The 18,253-nt window shown below is 65.9% G+C and carries 16 protein-coding genes and 2 riboswitches; of the genes, 6 read left to right on the top strand and 10 right to left on the bottom strand.

Going from position 1 to position 18,253, the window contains the following annotated elements; translation table 11 throughout:
* Positions 1–80: 80 nt before the first annotated feature.
* Positions 81–2,279, top strand: a complete 2,199-nt coding sequence (locus QTI66_RS11700; RefSeq protein WP_286559670.1) for a hypothetical protein — start codon at positions 81–83, stop codon at positions 2,277–2,279.
* 60 nt (positions 2,280–2,339) lie between these two features.
* Positions 2,340–2,822, top strand: coding sequence for a cyclic nucleotide-binding domain-containing protein (locus QTI66_RS11695; RefSeq protein WP_286559669.1), 483 nt, complete (start codon positions 2,340–2,342; stop codon positions 2,820–2,822).
* Positions 2,823–2,897: 75 nt separating this feature from the next.
* On the opposite strand, the gene QTI66_RS11690 is transcribed toward QTI66_RS11695, so the two are convergent.
* From QTI66_RS11690 to QTI66_RS11680, 3 genes are all read right to left on the bottom strand, one after another.
* Complete coding sequence (locus QTI66_RS11690; protein WP_286559668.1) at positions 2,898–3,806, bottom strand: metallophosphoesterase family protein; 909 nt, start codon at positions 3,804–3,806, stop codon at positions 2,898–2,900.
* A 66-nt stretch (positions 3,807–3,872) separates the two neighbouring features.
* Positions 3,873–4,139, bottom strand: a complete 267-nt coding sequence (locus QTI66_RS11685) for a hypothetical protein (protein ID WP_286559667.1) — start codon at positions 4,137–4,139, stop codon at positions 3,873–3,875.
* Positions 4,140–4,167: 28 nt separating this feature from the next.
* Entirely contained in the window at positions 4,168–4,527 is a 360-nt protein-coding gene (locus tag QTI66_RS11680) for a copper-binding protein (protein ID WP_286559666.1), read from the bottom strand.
* A 133-nt stretch (positions 4,528–4,660) separates the two neighbouring features.
* Between QTI66_RS11680 and QTI66_RS11675 the strand changes: the two genes are divergently transcribed.
* Positions 4,661–5,425, top strand: a complete 765-nt coding sequence (locus QTI66_RS11675) for a class II aldolase/adducin family protein (RefSeq protein WP_286559665.1) — start codon at positions 4,661–4,663, stop codon at positions 5,423–5,425.
* 40 nt (positions 5,426–5,465) lie between these two features.
* Positions 5,466–5,669, top strand: coding sequence for a 4-oxalocrotonate tautomerase (locus QTI66_RS11670; protein WP_286559664.1), 204 nt, complete (start codon positions 5,466–5,468; stop codon positions 5,667–5,669).
* Positions 5,670–6,480: 811 nt separating this feature from the next.
* Here the strand turns inward: QTI66_RS11670 and gcvP are convergent.
* The 5 genes from gcvP to QTI66_RS11645 all read right to left on the bottom strand — a co-directional run bounded on the left by gcvP (position 6,481) and on the right by QTI66_RS11645 (position 14,425).
* On the bottom strand, positions 6,481–9,390 hold the full coding sequence (gene gcvP / locus QTI66_RS11665; RefSeq protein ID WP_286559663.1) for an aminomethyl-transferring glycine dehydrogenase: 2,910 nt from the start codon (positions 9,388–9,390) through the stop codon (positions 6,481–6,483).
* A 17-nt stretch (positions 9,391–9,407) separates the two neighbouring features.
* A complete protein-coding gene (gcvH, locus tag QTI66_RS11660; protein WP_286559662.1) occupies positions 9,408–9,779 on the bottom strand; it encodes a glycine cleavage system protein GcvH in 372 nt (123 codons plus the stop codon).
* 66 nt (positions 9,780–9,845) lie between these two features.
* Positions 9,846–11,006: a glycine cleavage system aminomethyltransferase GcvT gene (gene gcvT, locus QTI66_RS11655; RefSeq protein WP_444814984.1), complete on the bottom strand. Its 1,161-nt coding sequence runs from the start codon at positions 11,004–11,006 to the stop codon at positions 9,846–9,848.
* 46 nt (positions 11,007–11,052) lie between these two features.
* Positions 11,053–11,162, bottom strand: a riboswitch (glycine riboswitch).
* A 15-nt stretch (positions 11,163–11,177) separates the two neighbouring features.
* A riboswitch (glycine riboswitch) is annotated at positions 11,178–11,281 on the bottom strand.
* A 46-nt stretch (positions 11,282–11,327) separates the two neighbouring features.
* Positions 11,328–12,692 (bottom strand): TAXI family TRAP transporter solute-binding subunit, encoded by a 1,365-nt coding sequence (locus QTI66_RS11650; RefSeq protein WP_286559661.1) that lies wholly within the window; start codon positions 12,690–12,692, stop codon positions 11,328–11,330.
* A gap of 32 nt (positions 12,693–12,724) precedes the next feature.
* Complete coding sequence (locus tag QTI66_RS11645; protein WP_286559660.1) at positions 12,725–14,425, bottom strand: electron transfer flavoprotein-ubiquinone oxidoreductase; 1,701 nt, start codon at positions 14,423–14,425, stop codon at positions 12,725–12,727.
* Positions 14,426–14,542: 117 nt separating this feature from the next.
* On the opposite strand from QTI66_RS11645, the gene QTI66_RS11640 reads away from it, so the two are divergent.
* The gene (locus QTI66_RS11640) at positions 14,543–15,325 is read left to right on the top strand and encodes an SDR family oxidoreductase (RefSeq protein ID WP_286559659.1); all 783 of its coding nucleotides are present in this window, start codon (positions 14,543–14,545) and stop codon (positions 15,323–15,325) included.
* 12 nt (positions 15,326–15,337) lie between these two features.
* On the opposite strand, the gene QTI66_RS11635 is transcribed toward QTI66_RS11640, so the two are convergent.
* Positions 15,338–16,702 (bottom strand): sensor histidine kinase, encoded by a 1,365-nt coding sequence (locus QTI66_RS11635; protein ID WP_286559658.1) that lies wholly within the window; start codon positions 16,700–16,702, stop codon positions 15,338–15,340.
* Positions 16,703–17,374, bottom strand: coding sequence for a response regulator (locus tag QTI66_RS11630; RefSeq protein WP_286559657.1), 672 nt, complete (start codon positions 17,372–17,374; stop codon positions 16,703–16,705).
* 102 nt (positions 17,375–17,476) lie between these two features.
* On the opposite strand from QTI66_RS11630, the gene QTI66_RS11625 reads away from it, so the two are divergent.
* A complete protein-coding gene (locus QTI66_RS11625) occupies positions 17,477–18,190 on the top strand; it encodes a phosphatase PAP2 family protein (protein ID WP_286559656.1) in 714 nt (237 codons plus the stop codon).
* Positions 18,191–18,253: the final 63 nt, after the last annotated feature.

The following is an 18,253-nucleotide window of genomic DNA, read 5'->3' as shown; positions in this document are numbered from 1 at the left end:
CGTGTCCCTCGCAGCCGACGCGGCCCCGGTGTCATGCATTGCTGCGGTCCCACCACAACTGTTCGGCAGGAGACAAACACATGCAGGCTCGACTGGCGGTCCCATCGGACCGCGGATTCTTCCGTGGCGCCCGTTTTTCTCGTCGCCTGATGGCGGTCGCGGTGCTCACGATGGCGCCCATCCTTGCACTGGCCGCTGGCGTCAGCGTGAAGATGGACTTCTCCAGTCCGGCCACGAGCCCCTTCCCGAGCGACCGCTTCACCCGCCCGGACTGGACGCAAAACACCTTCAAGCGCGTGAACCTTCCCAAGCCGAACTGCGCGGTGATGGTGTCCGATTGCGCGGACATCGACGTCATCAACACGCTCGACGGCTTCAACACGCAGCCGCGCATCACCGTGCCCTTCACCGGCAAGATCAACGTGGCCACCGTCAACAGCGACACGCTGTACCTGCTGAACCTGGGCGACACGCTCTCCGGCCGCGGTTTCGGGGACAAGGTCGGCATCAACCAGGTGTCATGGGACCCTGCGGCCAAGACGCTGGTGGTCCAGTCCGATGAACTGCTGCAGGAGCATTCACGCTACGTGCTGGTGGTCACCAACGGCATCCGCGATGAAGCGGGCGATCCCATCGAGGGCGGGCTCTTCTCCCGGCTGACCCAGCAGTGGGGCCGTGGTGGCGGGCAGGACCGCGACCTGATGGACTACCAGGGCGCACTGCAAAATGCAGAGCGCTCCATTCGCCCTGCCCGTCATCGCGTGGTCGCATTGAGCCTCTTCACCACGCAGAGCATCAGCGCCGACCTGCTGAAGATCCATGAGCAGATCCGGCGGTCCAACCCCGCGCCCGTCAACTTCATGATCGGCAACGGCGGCACTGCCCGCGCGGTGTTCCCCGTGGCAGAGCTGAGCGGCATCCAGTGGATGCGCCAGACGGGCACCGCGCCGCCAGCGTTCACCCCATCGTTCCTGCCAACGCCGGCGCTGGGTGTCGTGGCGGGGGCGGTCGGCCGGGTGGCCTTCGGCAGCTTCCGCTCGCCCGACTACCAGAACGCAGCCCGGGTCATTCCTGCGACGGGGACGCTGATCGGGCATCCGACGCCCCAGTCATCCAACGACCTGATCGTGGAACTGTTCCTGCCCAGCGGTCCGCGACCGGCCGGCGGCTGGCCTGTCGCGATCTTCGGCCACGGGTTCACCGACAGCATTTACGGCGCGCCGTGGACGGTCGCGTCGGTGTTTGCGTCAAGGGGCATCGCCACGATGGCGATCAGCGTCGTGGGCCATGGCGGCGGTGCGCTGGGAACGCTCAACGTGTTCCCCACGGGCGGAGCGCCAGTCACTGTGCCTTCGGGCGGCCGCGGCATTGATCAGGACGGCAACGGGACCATCGATTCAACGGAAGGCTCGAGCGCAGTCGGCTCCGTGTCCATCGTGTCCAGCCGCGACGGGCTGCGCCAGACGGTCATCGACCTGATGCAACTGGTGCGGCAGATCCAGAAGGGCATTGACGTTGAAGGCGACGGTTCGGTCGACATCGACAAGAACCGCATCTACTACGCGGGCCAGTCCTTCGGCGGCATCTACGGCACGATCTTCCTCGGCGTGGAAGGGGCCGTCAGGGCCGGCGTGCCAAACGTGCCGGGTGGCTCGATCCCCGAGGTGGCGCGACTTGGCGTGTTCCGCCCGCTGACGGGCTTTGCGCTGGCCACCCGCCAGCCGCAATTGCTCAACCTGCCCCCGACGGCGAGCCTGCCGGTGCCGCTCAACTTCAATGAAAACATTCCGCTGCGCGACTTGCCCCCGCTGGTAAACGAGGTGCCGGGCGCGTCGGCCATCCAGCAGGTGCTGGAAAACAATACGTGGGTGCAGCAGACGGGCAATCCGGTGTCCTATGCGCCGTACATCCGCAAGCAACCATTGCCAGGCAACGGGCCCAAGCCGGTGATCGTGCAGTTCGCCAAGGGCGACCAGACGGTGCCGAACCCGACGAGCAGCGCCCTCGTTCGCGCAGGCGAGTTGTCCGACCGCGCGATGTTCTTTCGCAACGACCTGGCCTTTGCGGCCTTGGGCGGGGCCATTCCGAAGAACCCGCATACCTTCCTGACGAACATCGGCATTCCGGCGGCCGCGCCGCTGGCCGTTGCTGCACAGACGCAGATTGCGCTGTTCTTTGCTTCGGACGGTGCGCTGGTGATCGACCCGGATGGCGCGGGGCCGTTCTTCGAGATGCCGATTGCGTTGCCCTTGCCCGAAGCGTTGAACTTCCTGCCCTGATCGCGTGATTCACAACGCGCGCCTTGCACGCGCGCGTTGCAGTTCGCCTAACATGGGCGCATGGATCAACTATTGCGCCGCACCGAGGGTCTGCCTGAACTCACGCTGGCCGCGGGCGAGACCATCGTGCGGGAAGGCGAAAAGGGCGACGGTCTCTGGATTCTGGTTTCAGGCCGACTGGCAGTCAGCAAGGCGGCCGTGGCGATCGCATCCATCAGCCAGCCCGGCGCCGCCATCGGCGAGGTGTCGATCCTTCTGAACTCGCCCTACAGCGCGACGGTGGTGGCGAGCGAGTCGAGCATCGTTCGCTACGCGGCCGATGGCCGCTCGCTGCTGATGAGTGATCCAGACGTCACGCGCTTGATTGCTGTTGGCCTTGCCGAACGCCTGGCCCTTGTCACGACTTATCTCGCGGACCTGAAGAACCAGTACAGCGATTCGCCCGGGCTGGCGATGGTGTCGGATGTGCTGGGTCAGTTGACGCACCATCAGCGTACGCCGGCGCGTGCGGGATCGGTGCGCGAGCCCAACCCGGATTACTGAGGCTGAACAAGTCCTCGGTGGGCTGCGCATCCTCGGCGCGCTCTCGCCAGATGCTTGCCCAGCGTCACGCCGGACTCAGAAGACCGATCGCGCAGGTGCGCGTTGCGCGTCCAGCGCCAACGCCTCTTCGCCCATCATCGAATACCACGACGCGGTGCCTTCGGCCAGGTCGATGACGATGTGCGCGGGCACCGGGCCGATCTGCCTTCCGGCGTTGAAGACCCAGGTGCTGCCAATGCGATCCGCCCATGCGCCTGCGGGCTTGAACGGTGGTTCGTGCACGTGTCCCGTCAGCACGAGATCGGGCTGGAAGCTTTCAATCCACGCTGCAAGGTCGGCGTCGCCGTACTCGCGCTTGCCGGTCCAGCAGGTGGGCGAGCCTGTTGGAGGCCAGTGGTAGATCCAGGCCCAGCGGGCAGGGCGGCGCTGCGCATCCATGCTCAGTTGCTTTTCGAGCGCGGCACGGCCGGCTGGGCCGTCCCACCACGGGCAGACCGTGATCAAGGTGTCGCCGAGGGTGAGCGAATCGCCGTCGGTGAACACGCCATTGCGGCGGCTTTCCGGCAGCCACAGCGCCGCGCGCTCGCCGTGGTGGTCCGCGCCGGTGAGGTCGTGATTGCCCGAGGCGAGCACCAGCGAAACGCCTGGCTTCATCAGCGCAAAGTAGCGCAGCAGCACAAGCGACTGCGCGTCCAGCGAAACTGGCGAACTCACGTCGAGATGGTCGCCGGCAATCACCACGAGATCGAAGGTCGGCGCCAATCGCACCACCCAATCGAGTTGAGGCAATGTGTAGTGCAGGTCGGAGACGAGGAGGATGCGCACGACAAGGGCTGCAGTGACGGACTGCGCATTGTCGTTGTGCAATCGCTTGTTGAAGCGGCTTTTCGAGTGCTCTGGTGATTGCGTTGATGCCTGGATTCGACAGCGCCGAACGTTGGGTTCGATGATGGTGCGCGCGTTGCTCGTCTTGGTGCGTGTCATCGCGTTTGCCGACTTCGCGCGACTTGGATTGGTGCATTCGCGCCACCGGGCGCGTGATGCATGCCTTCAAGATTTTGCGGGGGGCACCACCGTCATGTGCAACTGGTCATTGGCAAGACGCAGCATGCGAATGGCCTCGCCTGCAATGTCGCGTCCTCGCGATGCATCTGGCGAACCGGGAGGCGTTTCAGCCATCGCGGCCTGATCGTTCGTCATGCCCTCGATCATCTCCGCCAGCAACCCAGGCTGCTGCCGTTCAAGGCGTTGAAGAAGGCCGTGCAGGATGTATACGCATGCGTCGATGCGCAGGTTGTCGGCGTTGCTGATGGTCATTGGTGCTTCGTCGATTTCGTGATGTCAATCAATCGCACTTCTCGAAGCGCTTGCAATCCGGCGCCATGTGGATCGCCGTCACCGTGTTCTCGCCATCGACTTGCTTCGACGTGAACTTGACTGGCGATCCCTCGGGAATCTCCGCGAGCAGCGAGCGATCCGGCAAGCGGAAGGTTTGTGTCGTGAAGGGAATCTTGGCTCCTGGCAGGAGCTTCAGTCGCACATACAGCTTGCCGTCAGCCTCCTGGAAGACGGACTGCAGTCGCGCGCGGGTGAAGACAGTTGCAGCCTCCTTTGAAGGATGCGTCGGCAAGTCCTGGGCTGACGCGCTGGTCAGCGCAGCAACGCCAATGACGGCGGCAAGGAAGTGATTCAGCGCTTTGGACATCGGCCTCGGGGCTCCTGGATGGATTCATGCCTTTCGCGATCATTGTCCAGCGAAGTGCCGCGTCGGCAATGCTCGAAACCACGCGTTAAAGTGACGGGCTACGACACGGCCATACATCGCACTGCGTCATCGCATGATCGAGCACACATCCACCCGTCCACGCCAGCCGCGCACCGAACGCGACGTTCGCATCGACCTTGCCGCAGCCTACCGCATGGCCGCGCAGAACGGCTGGGACGACACGGTCTACACCCATCTTTCGGCGAGTGTTCCCGGCGAACCGGGGCACTACCTGCTCAACCCGTTTGGCGCGACCTTTGACGAGATCACGGCGTCGAGCCTGGTCAAGGTGAACGTGCGCGGCGAGGTGGTCGACGGCTCCGGCGCGCGCGTGAACCCGAGCGGTTTCGCGATCCATGGCTGCGTGCATGCGGCGCGGCCAGAGGTCGAATGCGTCATCCATCTGCACACGCCTTGGGGCGTGGCGCTGTCGATGCTGCCGGATGGCCTGCAGCCCACATCGCAGTACGCGATGCGACTGCACAAGCGATTGGGTAGGCACGCCTACGAAGGCCTGGCGCTCGGCGCCGATGAGCAGAAGCGGCTGGTGGCGGATCTCGGCGCGCTCGACGGCCTCATCCTCGAGAACCACGGCACGCTGGTCGTCGGCCGCACCGTTGCCGAAGCCTGGATGCTGATGCATCTGCTCGAGCGCGCGGCGCAGGCCCAACTGCGCGCCATGGCCGCCACCGGCGGCGCCATCAAGGTGGTGAGCGAAGAGCTGGCCGCACGCACGTACCGCGAATGGCTCGGCGACGGCAGCGAGTGGGATGGCGATGTCGAATGGCCAGCCCTTCTGCGCAGGCTCGACCGTGCCTCGCCCAGCTACCGCGATTGAAGAACACGCAACCGATCATTCAACAGGAGGAGAACCCCATATGCCAACCATCCGCGTCGAGCTTTTCGAAGGCCGCACGATCGAACAAAAACGCGCGCTCGCGCAAGCCCTGACCGAGGCCACCGTGCGCACGCTGGGCGGCTCGCCCGACGGTGTCGACATCTTGTTCTACGACATCGCCAAGCACGACTGGGCGACGGGGGGCAAGCTCTGGAGCGATCCTGCGCCGCCGCCTGTTGGCTGATATGGGTTTGTGCTCCATGCTCTAAATATTGAGCAGGCGGGGCTCGTTGCTCGGCACGTGTGCGCGCGACGGAAGGCACGTGTGGGCCCGTTGTTTGCTGAGTTCGCGCCCGACGCAAAGGCACCTGCGGGCCCGGCGTGACGCGCCACTGCAGCGGTCGGTGCTGCGCACCGACCGCCCTGCGATGCTCACGCGACCGGCCTGCCGCGGAACTCGCGACGTTCACTTCGTTCACTCTGCTCAAACAGCCGCGGCAAGTCAGATCACGAAGCACGCGTGTCCTTCGGCACGCGTGCAGGCCGGTCGCGCTGCGCTTCTCGGCGCTGCAGAGGCGCGTCACGCCGGGCCCGCAGGCGCCTTTGCTCTGGAAACGGTGTGGTGTGCGACGCCGGCACCGTGCGCCGCAACCGCCATAGCGGCACAGCGTTTCGCCCCCCTCTCTGAACACGCACGACGTATCTCGCCGCGGCAGGTGATCTGCGGCGCGGGCGATTTCCGGGGCGGCGAGGAGCACAGGGCGCGGGGCGGCGCGTGCCGAAGGACACGCGCTTCGTCATCTGACTCGGTGCAGCTGTTTGAGCGTAGCGCGCCGAAGGAGCGCGGAGCGAGTTCTGCGCCGCGCCCCGCGAACGAGCACCGGAGTGCAGTCGATGCGCAGCATCGACCGCCCCGGTATGAGCCCGCGCCGCAGATCACCTGCCGCGGCGCACCCCCAACGACAGAACAAAGAACACAGGCCAACGGTTCACACGCCCCACCACACCCAGAGCACGCCAGGATGGTTTGTCAATCGAGAAACCGTACAAAAACCTCAACCCGCCTCGACGTACTCACCCACCGGCACACAACTGCAGAACAAATTCCGGTCCCCGTAGACGTTGTCGACACGCCCAATCGGCGGCCAGTATTTGGCCTGCTTCAGCGTGGCCAACGGAAACGCCGCCAGTTCGCGCGAATACGGCCGCGCCCACTCCGTGCCCATCAAGCTCGCCGCCGTGTGCGGTGCGTGCTTGAGCGGGTTGTCGTCCTTCGGCCAGACGCCTTCCTCGATGCGGCGGATCTCGCCGCGAATGGCGATCATCGCGTCGACAAAACGGTCGAGCTCCGCCAGCGGTTCGCTTTCCGTCGGTTCGACCATCAGCGTCCCCGGCACCGGGAAGCTCAAAGTCGGCGCGTGGAAGCCGTAGTCGATCAGGCGCTTGGCCACGTCCTCTGCCGTCACGCCGCTGGTGTCCTTGAGCGGGCGCAGGTCGAGGATGCACTCGTGTGCCACGTGGCCGTTGGGGCTCGCGTAAAGCGTCGGGTAGTGGTCCTTCAGCCGCGAGCTGATGTAATTCGCGCTCAGGATGGCGACTTCGGTCGCCGCCTTCAGGCCCGACGCGCCCATCATGCGGCAGTACATCCAGCTGATCGGCAGCACCGCCGCGTTGCCCAGCGGCGCCGCGGAAATGGCGCCCACGTGCGGCGTGTCGCCTGCCGTGGCATGGCCGGGCAGGTAAGGCACCAGGTCTTCCACCACGCACACGGGCCCCACGCCCGGTCCACCGCCGCCGTGCGGAATGCAGAAGGTCTTGTGCAGGTTGAGATGGCTCACGTCGCCGCCGAATTCGCCCGGCGCCGCCACGCCGACCAGCGCGTTCATGTTGGCGCCGTCCACGTACACCCGCCCGCCGAACGAATGCACGATCTCGCACAGCTCCTTGACGCGCGTCTCGAACACGCCGTGCGTGCTGGGATAAGTGATCATCACGCAGGCCAGCTTGTCGCCGTGCTTCTCGCAGGCGCGCTTCAGGTCGTCGATGTCGACGTTGCCCAGTGCGTCGCACGCGGTCACGACCACCTGCATGCCCGCCATCTGCGCGCTCGCCGGATTGGTGCCATGCGCCGACGACGGAATCAGGCAGATGTTGCGGTGCCCTTCGCCCTTCGCTTCATGAAAAGCCTTGATCGCGAGCAGGCCCGCGTATTCGCCTTGTGAGCCGGCGTTGGGCTGCAGGCTGATGTCGGCGTAGCCGGTGGCCTCGCACAACCACGCGCGCAGCTGCTCGTCCAGCAGTGCATAGCCGGCCAGCTGGTCGGCAGGCGCAAAGGGGTGGATGTCGGCAAAGCCCGGCCAGGTGATCGGGATCATCTCGCTCGTGGCGTTGAGCTTCATCGTGCAGCTCCCCAGCGGGATCATGCTGCGGTCCAGCGCGAGGTCCTTGTCGGACAGGCTGCGGATGTAGCGCAGCATGGCCGTCTCGCTCTTGTGCGTGTTGAAGACCGGATGCGTGAGGAAAGCGCTGGTGCGCACCAGCTCGGCGGGAATGCGCGGCCTGGCGTCCCCGGCCACATCGTCGAACGAGGGCGCCACCTGGCCCGCTGGCACGAACAGGTCCCACAGCGCTTCCACATCGGCACGTGTCGTCGTCTCGTCGAAAGACACGCCCAGGTGATGCGTCAGGCGACGGCTCAGGTTGATCTCCGCCGCCAGCGCGGCCTCGACGATGCGCGCCGTGTCGTCGCCCGTCTCCACGGTCAGCGTGTCGAAGGACGACGCGTTGAAGCATTTCAGCCCCATCTGCGCCAGCCCTTCGGCGAACACCGAGGCCAGCAGGCTCACGCGCTGCGCGATGCGGCGCAGTCCGTCCGGACCGTGGTAGACCGCGTACATGCTCGCGATCACGGCTGGCAGCACTTGCGCCGTGCAAATGTTGGACGTGGCCTTCTCGCGGCGGATGTGCTGCTCGCGCGTTTGAAGCGCGAGCCGATAGGCCGGCTGCCCGTGCTCGTCGACGCTCACGCCAACGAGGCGCCCCGGCAGCGAGCGCTTGAATTCATCGCGGCAGGCAAGGTAGGCCGCGTGCGGGCCGCCATTGCACAGCGGCATGCCGAAGCGCTGCGTGGTGCCGCAGACGATGTCCGCGTCCCATTCGCCCGGTGGCGCGAGCAGCGTGAGCGCCAGCAGGTCGGCCGCCACGCACAGCGCGGCGCCTTTCTGGTGGGCGTGGCCGGCGAGCGGCCGCAGGTCATGAACGACGCCGGTCGTGCCGGGGTATTGCGCCAGCGCGCCGAAGAACTCGCCCGCGGCCATCAGGTGCGGGAGTGTCTCGGCGGCTGTGCTCACCTTGATCTCGATGCCCAGCGGCGCAGCACGCGTCTGCAGCACTTCGATGGTCTGCGGATGGCAGTCGCCGGAAACGAGAAAGACATTGCTCTTCGACTTGACGCTGCGCCGCGCCAGCGTCATGGCCTCGGCCGCAGCCGTGGCTTCGTCGAGCATCGACGCGTTGGCGATCGCCATGCCGGTGAGGTCGCACACCATCGTCTGGAAGTTGACCAGCGCTTCCATGCGCCCCTGCGAAATCTCGGCCTGATAGGGCGTGTACGCCGTGTACCAAGCCGGGTTCTCCAGGATGTTGCGCAGGATGACGCCGGGCGTGTGCGCGCCGTAGTAGCCCTGCCCGATGAAGTTCTTGAAGACCTTGTTCTGGTCCGCGATGGCTTTCATTTCCGCCAGTGCCTCGGCCTCGGTGACGGGCGTGGGCAGGCGCATCGGGTGCGAGCGGCGGATGGCGGCGGGCACGATGCCGTCGATCAGTTCCGCACGCGTTTCCGAGCCGACCACGCGCAGCATCTGCGCTTCATCCGAAGCTTCGATGCCGATGTGGCGCGCGATGAATTCTTCGTGATTCTCGAGTTCGCGAAGCGTGGGCAAAAGGGGCAGGGCAGAGGTCGGCATGTCGGTGAAAAATTGAATCAGGCTTCGGCGGAAAACTTCTCGTAGCTGGTGGCGTCCATCAGCGCGTCGAGTTGCGTCGGGTCGCTCAGCTTCACCTTGAAGAACCAGCCGGCGTCGAGCGGCGCGCTGTTGGCCAGCGACGGGTCGGCGCGCAGCGCTTCGTTGACTTCGGTGATCTCGCCCGACACGGGCATGAACACATCGGCTGCGGCCTTGACCGACTCGACCACGCCGGCCACGTCGCCCTGCGCGAAGCCCTTGCCGACCTCGGGCAGGTCAACGAAGACCACGTCGCCCAGCGCGTCCTGCGCATGCACGGTGATGCCCACCGTGGCGACGTCACCCTCGGTGGCAACCCATTCGTGGTCCTTGGTGTACTTGACGGTCATTGCTTGCTCCTGGAAAGAAATACGGGAATTGGTTGGTTGGATGACATGCGGATCAGCCGCTGCGAATCATCCACGGAAATAGTTCGTCGGAACGAAGGGCATGGTGCTGACTTCCATCGGCACCGCCTTGCCGCGCACGATGGCCTGGATGCGCGTACCGGGTTCCGAGAAGGCAGTGGCAACGTAGGCCATCGCGATGGGACGGTCGGCCGTGGGCCCGAGCAGGCCACTGGTCACCTTGCCGATCGGATGGCCTTCGAAGGATTGGAGTTCCGTGCCGTCGCGCACCGGCACGCGTTCGAGCGCCACGAGGCCGACGCGCTTGCGCGTGAGCACCTGCTGGTCGACGTGGCCGGCGAGGTCGGTCGCCACGGCGAGTTGCGCCAGGATCTTGTCCGCACCCGGAAAGCCGCCGGCGCGCGCGCCGCCGGTGCGGCGCACCTTCTGCATCGCCCAGTTCAGCGAGGCTTCGACCGGCGTGGTGCTGGTGTCGATGTCGTTGCCGTAGAGGCACAGGCCTGCTTCCAGGCGCAGCGAGTTGCGCGCACCCAGGCCGATGGGCTTGACCTCCGGCTGCGCCAGCAAGAGGCGGGCGAGCGCGTCAGCATTGGCCTGCGCCACCGAGATCTCGAAGCCGTCTTCGCCGGTGTAGCCGCTGCGCGTGACGAAGGCGGGAATGCCGCCAATTTGCACCGCGCCGCCGGTCATGAACACGAAGCGCTCGATGCCGGGCGACAGGCGCGTCATGGCCGTGACTGCCTGCGGGCCTTGCAGTGCGAGAAGGGCGTGGTCCGGCAAGGGCTGGACGCTGCAGCGCTGGCCGATGCGCGCCGTGATGTGCGCGATGTCCGCCACCTTGCAGGCGCCATTGACGATGACGAAGAGCGAGTCATGTCCTTCGTTGAAGAACATCAGGTCGTCCAGGATGCCGCCGTTGTCGTCCAGCAGCAGGCCGTAGCGCTGCTTGCCGGGCGCCAGGCCGATCACGTCGACCGGCATCAGCGTCTCGAAGGCGGCGGCCGCCTCGGGGCCCTGCAGGCGCAGCTGGCCCATGTGCGAGATGTCGAACAGGCCCGCGGCCTCGCGCGTGTGCTTGTGCTCGGCCATGAGCCCTGCGGGGTACTGGACCGGCATCGAATAGCCGGCAAAGGGCACCATGCGCGCGCCAAGTTCAACGTGCAGGTCGTAAAGCGGTGTCTTGAGCAGATCGTCGGATGGGGCGGACAAGGCGCTCTCCAAAAGGGGCAGTCGAATTCCATGACGCAAGCCATGGGCCACCCCTGCTGTCCGCTTTACCTGAGAGATTCGCCCCACGATCGGGGTTTGCTCCTTCGGTGGGCGGTGCACATGGTCTGCGCGCCACCTCTCTCCAGCAAGGAAACACCCGGAGCAAATCCAGGTGCCTTGTCAGTCCTTTTGCCTGAGCGTTCGGGCCCTTGAAATCGATGGGCCCTGCGCCTTCGGCGGCCCCGTCTGGCGGGGCTCTCTCCTGACCGGGCGAGTGTAAGGGATCGGTTCTGCCTTCGCCGCAATGCGTGCGTGCTTTTGCTATGCGCCGGTGCTGTCGGCCTGCCGGTCAATCTGCCCGCGCACATAGTCCACGTGCTGGCGCAAGGTGTACACCCGGTCCGAAAAATCAAGCGCGAACTTGGTGTGGACGATATCGCTTTCGATGCGGTCGAGCTGGGCGCGCGCGGCCTTTCGCTCTTCCTGCGTCAGCTTGCGCGATGCCAGGTCCTGTTCGAGGAATTTCAGCTCGCCGTAGCGGCGGTACAGGTGGCGCTGGCGGCGCCATGTCACCAGTTGCGGCAGCAGGCGGCTCAAGGGCACGAGGATGGCCACCAGCGGCACCAGGAACAGCAGCAGTCGCTGCACGAAGTTCGCGGCCCAGAATGGCATGTAGTTCTGCAGGAAGGGCCGGCCGTTCTTGAAATAGCGCTCGGCCGCGACCGCCAGGGGATAGTCCGTGCCCTGCGGGCTGGGGAAATCATCGGGCTTGTTGAGGATGCTCGGGTGCTTGTGCACCTGCCACGCCGCTTCGAGCAAGAGGTAGGAGAGGGCCGGGTGCACTTCGTCGCGCACCACCAGGTTGGCCTTTGTCGCGAGCAAGGTGATGTCTTGCCCGGGCAAGTCGCGCCGCGGGTCGACCGAGCCTCGCTTGAGGCTCAGGGGCTGGAAGTACGGAAAGCGCCTTGCCAGCCCTTCCACATGGTCCAGCGACGCCAGGCGCGCCGTGCCGTCGCCCAGCAGCTTTTGCACCGCAGGGGCTTGCGGCGCCGCGATGATGATGGCGGCATCGATCGTGTGGTCGTAGAGCATCTGCACGGCCGTCATGCCGCCTTCGCTGACGAAGGTGGTGCCGTTGGAGCCGAGCTTCGCCTCGTCCGGGACCACGCCATACACCGCGAGCAGTTGCCGCGCCACCTGGAAGTTGCCGCTGCCGGGCACGCCGACGGCGATGCGCTTGCCGGCCAGCGCGCCCAGCCCTTTGTTGACGTCGAGCGTGTGCGTGAAGATCCACACCGGCTCGTAGGCCACCGTGGCCAGCGAGCGAAGGGGTGTGGATTCGGGCAGCGCGTCCGGATCCTGTGCCAGCACGCCGGTGCCGCCCTGCACGAACGCCACGGACACCGATCCGTCGTTCAGCCGCTGGAGGTTCTCGACACCGCCGCTCGAAGGCCGCAGTTCGAGCGTGATGCCGCTGGCGCGCAGGATCTCCTGGTAGCGCAGGCCGAAGCGGTGATAGGCCCCGTCCGTCACGCCCGTGCTCATCACGAGGAAGCGCGGCGGTGCCGGGCTCAGGACGCGCACCACGAACCAGATGGCGGCCGCCAGCCCGGCCACCAGCGCGACCCAGAAGAGCACGCGCCGCCGTGTTGAGTTGTTCAGATGGGCCAACGCCTTGGACTTCATGCCTTCAAGGATGTCTGCCCCGCGTCGCGCGACTACATGCCCACGTAGTTGGGGCCGCCGCCGCCTTCAGGCGTGACCCACACGATGTTCTGCGTCGGGTCCTTGATGTCGCAGGTCTTGCAGTGCACGCAGTTCTGCGCGTTGATTTGCAGGCGCTGCTTGCCGGCTTCGCCGTCCGGCACGAACTCGTACACGCCCGCCGGGCAGTAGCGTTGTTCGGGGCCGGCGTACTTCGCCAGGTTGATGTTCACGGGCACCGACGCGTCCTTGAGCGTCAGGTGGGCCGGCTGGTGCTCTTCGTGGTTGGTGTTGCTGATGAACACGCTGGAGAGGCGGTCGAAGGTCAGCTTGCCATCGGGCTTGGGATACACGATGGGCTTGCACTCGGCCGCCGGCTTCAGGTTGGCGTGGTCCGGCTTGTCGCGGCGCAGCGTCCACGGGATGTGCCCGCGGAGCAACCATTGCTCGACGCCGTTCATGACGGTGGCGATGCCCAGGCCCTTCTTGAACCAGGCCTTGAAGTTGCGCGCCTTGTTGAGTTCGGTGTAAAGCCAGCTCTTTTCGAACGCGGCCGGGTAGGCGGTGAGTTCGTCGTGCTGGCGGCCGGCTTGCAGTGCTTCGTAGGCGGCCTCCGCCGCGAGCATGCCGGTCTTGATGGCGGCGTGGCTGCCCTTGATGCGGCTCACGTTGAGGTAGCCCGCTTCGCAGCCGACCAGCGCGCCGCCCGGGAACACCGTCTTGGGCAGCGACATCAGGCCACCGGCCGTGATGGCGCGCGCGCCATAGCCGATGCGCTTGGCCGGCTTGATGCCGTGCTCTTCGTCGCCTTCGAGGTACCAGCGGATGTTCGGGTGCGTCTTCCAGCGCTGCATCTCCTCGAACGGGCTCAGGTACGGGTTGCTGTAGTCCAGCCCGGTGATGAAGCCGAGCGTGACCTTGTTGTCTTCCATGTGATAGAGGAAGGCGCCGCCATAGGTGTCGGCCTTCATCGGCCAGCCGGCGGTGTGCAGCACGAAGCCGGGCTGGTGGCGCTTGGGGTCGATTTCCCACACTTCCTTGACGCCCAGGCCGTAGGTCTGCGGGTCCTTGCCGGCGTCGAGCTTGAACTTGCTGATGAGCTGGCGGCCCAGGTGGCCGCGTGCGCCTTCCGCGAAGATCGTGTACTTGCCGTGCAGCTCCATGCCGAGCTGGAAGTTGTCGGTGGGCTCGCCGTCCTTGCCGACGCCCATGTTGCCGGTGGCCACGCCGCGCACCGAGCCATCGTCGTTGTAGAGCACTTCGGCCGCGGGAAAGCCCGGGAAGATCTCGACGCCGAGGTTTTCAGCCTGCTGGCCGAGCCACTTGGTGAAGTTGCCCAGGCTGATGATGTAGTTGCCGTGGTTCTGGAAGCAGCCCGGCAGGAACATGTTGGGCGTGCGGAACGATGCCTTTTCGCCGAGGAAGACCATCGCGTCGTCGGTGACGGGCTGGTTCAGCGGGGCGCCTTGCTCGCGCCAGTCGGGCAGCAGCTCGTTGAGGGCGCGCGGGTCCATGATGGCGCCGGAAAGGATGTGCGACCCCGGTTCGGAGCCTTTTTCCAGCACCACGACCGAGACTTCCGTGCCGTGGTTGGCGGCAAGTTGCTTCAGGCGAATGGCGGTGGACAGGCCGGCCGGGCCGCCACCAACGACGACAACGTCGTATTCCATGGCTTCGCGGGGGCCGAATTGGGCGAGGATTTCGTCTTGGGTCATCGGGGTCTCGTCGATAATGATTTTGTGTACTTTGTCGCGCCGCGACGCTCGTCGATTCTATTCGGCGGGCCACGGGGCGCCACCTTTCCCGATTTCTGGCGCAGGGAGGGCCGCTTCATGGCATACAGCATCGATCTTTCCGGCCGGGTGGCTTTCATCACGGGCGCCTCCAGCGGGCTCGGTGCGCAGTTCGCCAAAGCCATCTCGCGCGCAGGCGCCGCGGTCGTGCTGGCCAGCCGCCGCGTCGAGAAGCTCAAGGAACTGCGCGCCCGCATCGAAGGCGAGGGCGGCAGCGCCCACGTCACCGAACTCGACGTGACCGACCTGGCCAGCATCCGCTCCGCCGTGGCGCACGCGGAAACGCAGGTAGGCTCCATCGACATCCTGGTCAACAACTCCGGCGTCAGCACCACGCAGCGCCTGCAGGAAGTGAGCGAGGACGACTACGACTTCATGTTCGACACCAACGTGAAGGGCGGCTTCTTCGTTGCGCAGGAAGTGGCCAAGCGCATGCTGGCGCGCGCCCGCGGTGCGGCGCCCGGCACTTACACGGGCGGGCGCATCATCAACATCGCGTCGATGGCGGGCCTGAAGGTCTTGCCGCAGATTGGCGTGTATTGCATGAGCAAGGCCGCCGTCATCCAGATGACGAAGTCGATGGCCCTGGAGTGGGGGCGCTTCGGCATCAACGTGAATGCGCTGTGCCCCGGCTACATCGACACCGAGCTCAACACGCACCACTGGCAGACCGAGAACGGGCAGAAGCTCGTCGCCATGCTGCCAAGAAAGCGCGTGGGCAAGCCGGAAGACCTGGACGGGCTGGTCGTGCTCTTGGCCAGTGCGCAGAGCCACTTCGTCAACGGCGCGGTGATCGCGGCGGACGACGGCTTTGCGCTTTGACGACGAAGCAGTTCAGGCCATCGGCCGCAGCACGATGCGCGCCTCCAGGCCGCTGTTGGCTCCCGGCGGCGGCGAAAAAAGTTCCAGGCGGCCGCCGTGTTTGGACACGATGGTGTTCACGATCGACACGCCCAGGCCGTAGCCGGTGCGCATGGGGCTGTGCCGCACATGGCGCTGCGCAAGCGTCTCCAGTTGCTCGGCGCTGACGCCGGGGCCAAAGTCGCGAACGGCCAGGGTGCAGGGCGCCATGACTTCGATGACGACCGGCACGCCGGGCCCGTGGCGCAACGCGTTCTCCACGAGGTTGCGCAGCGCGATGGCCAGTGCATCCACATCGCCCAGCACGTGCGCCAGTTCGGTTTGCGGCACGCGCAGGTCCAGGCGCTTCTGCGCTTCGTCGTCGGCCCAGAACTCCTGCGCGACGACGCCCGCCAACTGCACGAGGTCGACGCTTTCGCGGCGCAACGACGCGCCCGACTCCGCGCGTGAGAGTTGAAGGAGCTTTTCGGCGCGGTGGCTCAGCGTGCGCAAGGCTTCGAGGGCTTGCGCAATGTCTTCGCGGCGCAGGTCATGGTCGAGCGCGGTCTGCAGGCGCAGGCGCGCAGCCGCGAGCGGCGTGCGCAGTTCATGCGCGGCGTTGGCGGCCAGCGCGCGCTCCACGTCCAGCGACTGCGCGAGCCGCTCGAGAAGATGATTGGCGTCGTCGCCGACCGAGCGCAGCTCCTGCGGCAGCGCCGGCAGCTCGATCGGACGCAGGTCGGCGCCGCCGCGTTGGCGGATCTCGGCAGCGAGCCACTGCAGCGGCCGCAGTTCCTTTCGCGCAATGTTCCGGAGCACCAGCGCCAGCAGGGGCAGCACGGCCGCCAGGGGAATGATCAGGCCGAGCAGCGTGCGATTGAGCGCGGTGCGCCGCTCCTCCAGCGGATCGGCCACCTGCAGGAAGAGCGGCCGCGACGGGTGCTGCACCGTGTAGATGCGCCATACGCCCGCATTGGCGTAGCCCGGCACCAGCGGGACACCAAAGGATCGGGTGGGCGCATCGGCCGTTCGCAGCAGCTGCTTGCCGCTGGCATCCATGACGATGAACATCACGGTGTCTTCGGAGAACAGTGGCTCCGACGCGATGAGCGGAGCGGTGCTGTCGCGCTGGCCGGGGACGTCGAGTTCGCGCGCCGCAAAGTCGAAGAGCCGATGCGATATCTCGGCCAGCTCGTTGTCGAAGTTCTGGTTGATCTCGTGGTCCACATACCAGACCACCGCCAGCACGCCGATGAGCCATGCGCCGCCCACCCAGATGATCAGCGTGCGTGTGAGGTGCCCGGCCAGTGATTCGGCGTGCGGCGACTTGTCATCGCGCCGGCGTGCCCACAGGGCCATTCAGTCTTCCTCGTCCGAAGGCGAGAGGCGGTAGCCCAGGCCGCGCAGCGTGACGATGTGGCCGCGTCCGAGCTTGCGCCGCAAGCGGCTGATGAAGACCTCGAGCGTGTTGCTGTCCGCTTCGTCGGAATAGCCGTAGAGCGCGTCCTGCAGAAGCTCTCGCGTGTGAATGCGGTCAGGGCGCGTGGCCATCACGCGAAGGAGGGCCCATTCCTTTTGCGTGAGCAGCACCGGCACGCCGTTCTTCTGCACGAGGTCGCGCGCCAGGTCGATTTCGAGCAGCCCCAGCCGCAGCACCGTCGAGCTGTTGGCGCTGCGCCGGCGCTCCACCGCGCGCAGCCGGGCGAGCAGCTCCGCGGGGTCGTAAGGCTTGATGATGTAGTCGTCGGCACCCGCGTCGAGTCCGCGGATGCGGTCGGTGACCTGGTCGCGGGCGGTGAGCACGATGACGATGGGGCGATCGGCCAGTGCACGCACGTGCGGCAGCAGGTTCAGCCCGTCGCCGTCGACCAGATGCAGGTCGAGCAGCACGGCGGCGTACTTCACGCCCAGCAAGGCCGCGCGCGCATCGGCGATCCCCCTGGCGACATCGACCACGAATGCCTTGGATTCCAGATAGCTGCAGACCGCATTCGCCAAGGCGACATCGTCTTCGACCAGCAAGATGCGCACGTTGCCGTCCTTCAATTGGAGAGTGGCGGAAGTTTAGCGTGCAGCGATGGGCCACAGTCCTCAGGATTTGTTCAGCCTCGCTGGCTAACATCGTGGGCTTCAATGACGCCTCGCCCCTCACGTTCGCCTCTTCTCGCCTGGACCGTTCTCTCGCTTGCGATCGTTTTGCTGTGGGACGCCAGCGGCCTCGATGTGCAGGCTGCGCGCTGGCTTGGCGGTGGGCCCTCCGGCTTTCCCCTTCGCGACAACCGGTTCCTGGTGCTGGTGATGCATGAGGCTGCCAAGGATTTGAGTTGGGTGCTGGCCATCGGGCTGGTGGTGGCCATTCAATGGCCTCTGGGCTTCTTGCGTCAACTCAGTCGCAGCGAACGCGCACAACTGGCACTGACCGTGATCGGGTCGGTGGTCGCCATCTCCTTGCTCAAGAATTCGAGCCGCACCAGTTGCCCGTGGGACCTCGACGCTTTCGGAGGTGTGGCGCACTACGTTTCACATTGGTCCTGGGGTGCGCGCGACGGAGGGCCCGGCAAGTGTTTTCCCGCAGGCCACGCGTCCGCGGCTTTCGCATACGTCGGCGGCTATTTCGTCCTTCGCAGGCGCTTGCCGCAGGTGGCGCGCTGGTGGTTGATCTGCGCGATCGCTGCCGGCTTTGTTCTGGGTCTCATGCAGCAAATGCGGGGCGCCCACTACATGAGCCATACACTGTGGACCGGATGGGTGTGCTGGGTGGTTGGCCTCGTCGTTGACGTGGTTGTGTCGGCGATTCGTTCAGGAAACAAGCGCCTGATGTCCCGGAAAACGGAACAAACCATCTGATTTGCTCCTTTCCTGAACGCTGTCTGAACAGGGTGTTCAGGGTTACTTCATTCCCGTTTCACA

Origin of the sequence: Variovorax brevis (genome assembly GCF_030317105.1) — a bacterium.
GTDB classification, from domain to species: Bacteria; Pseudomonadota; Gammaproteobacteria; order Burkholderiales; family Burkholderiaceae_C; genus Variovorax; species Variovorax brevis.
The sequence above is the reverse complement of the archived record's forward strand: the minus strand, read 5'-3'. Positions and strand labels throughout refer to the sequence as shown.

Excerpts from the sequence above, each read along its gene's own strand:
- QTI66_RS11635 (WP_286559658.1), bottom strand. The coding sequence starts at position 16,702 with ATGGCCCTGTGGGCACGCCGGCGCGATGACAAGTCGCCGCACGCCGAA.
- QTI66_RS11625 (WP_286559656.1), top strand. The coding sequence starts at position 17,477 with ATGACGCCTCGCCCCTCACGTTCGCCTCTTCTCGCCTGGACCGTTCTC.
- QTI66_RS11670 (WP_286559664.1), top strand. The coding sequence starts at position 5,466 with ATGCCAACCATCCGCGTCGAGCTTTTCGAAGGCCGCACGATCGAACAA.
- QTI66_RS11675 (WP_286559665.1), top strand. The coding sequence starts at position 4,661 with ATGATCGAGCACACATCCACCCGTCCACGCCAGCCGCGCACCGAACGC.
- gcvP (WP_286559663.1), bottom strand. The coding sequence starts at position 9,390 with ATGCCGACCTCTGCCCTGCCCCTTTTGCCCACGCTTCGCGAACTCGAG.
- QTI66_RS11650 (WP_286559661.1), bottom strand. The coding sequence starts at position 12,692 with ATGAAGTCCAAGGCGTTGGCCCATCTGAACAACTCAACACGGCGGCGC.
- QTI66_RS11700 (WP_286559670.1), top strand. The coding sequence starts at position 81 with ATGCAGGCTCGACTGGCGGTCCCATCGGACCGCGGATTCTTCCGTGGC.
- QTI66_RS11645 (WP_286559660.1), bottom strand. The coding sequence starts at position 14,425 with ATGACCCAAGACGAAATCCTCGCCCAATTCGGCCCCCGCGAAGCCATG.
- QTI66_RS11640 (WP_286559659.1), top strand. The coding sequence starts at position 14,543 with ATGGCATACAGCATCGATCTTTCCGGCCGGGTGGCTTTCATCACGGGC.
- gcvH (WP_286559662.1), bottom strand. The coding sequence starts at position 9,779 with ATGACCGTCAAGTACACCAAGGACCACGAATGGGTTGCCACCGAGGGT.
- QTI66_RS11680 (WP_286559666.1), bottom strand. The coding sequence starts at position 4,527 with ATGTCCAAAGCGCTGAATCACTTCCTTGCCGCCGTCATTGGCGTTGCT.
- QTI66_RS11685 (WP_286559667.1), bottom strand. The coding sequence starts at position 4,139 with ATGACCATCAGCAACGCCGACAACCTGCGCATCGACGCATGCGTATAC.
- QTI66_RS11690 (WP_286559668.1), bottom strand. The coding sequence starts at position 3,806 with ATGACACGCACCAAGACGAGCAACGCGCGCACCATCATCGAACCCAAC.
- QTI66_RS11695 (WP_286559669.1), top strand. The coding sequence starts at position 2,340 with ATGGATCAACTATTGCGCCGCACCGAGGGTCTGCCTGAACTCACGCTG.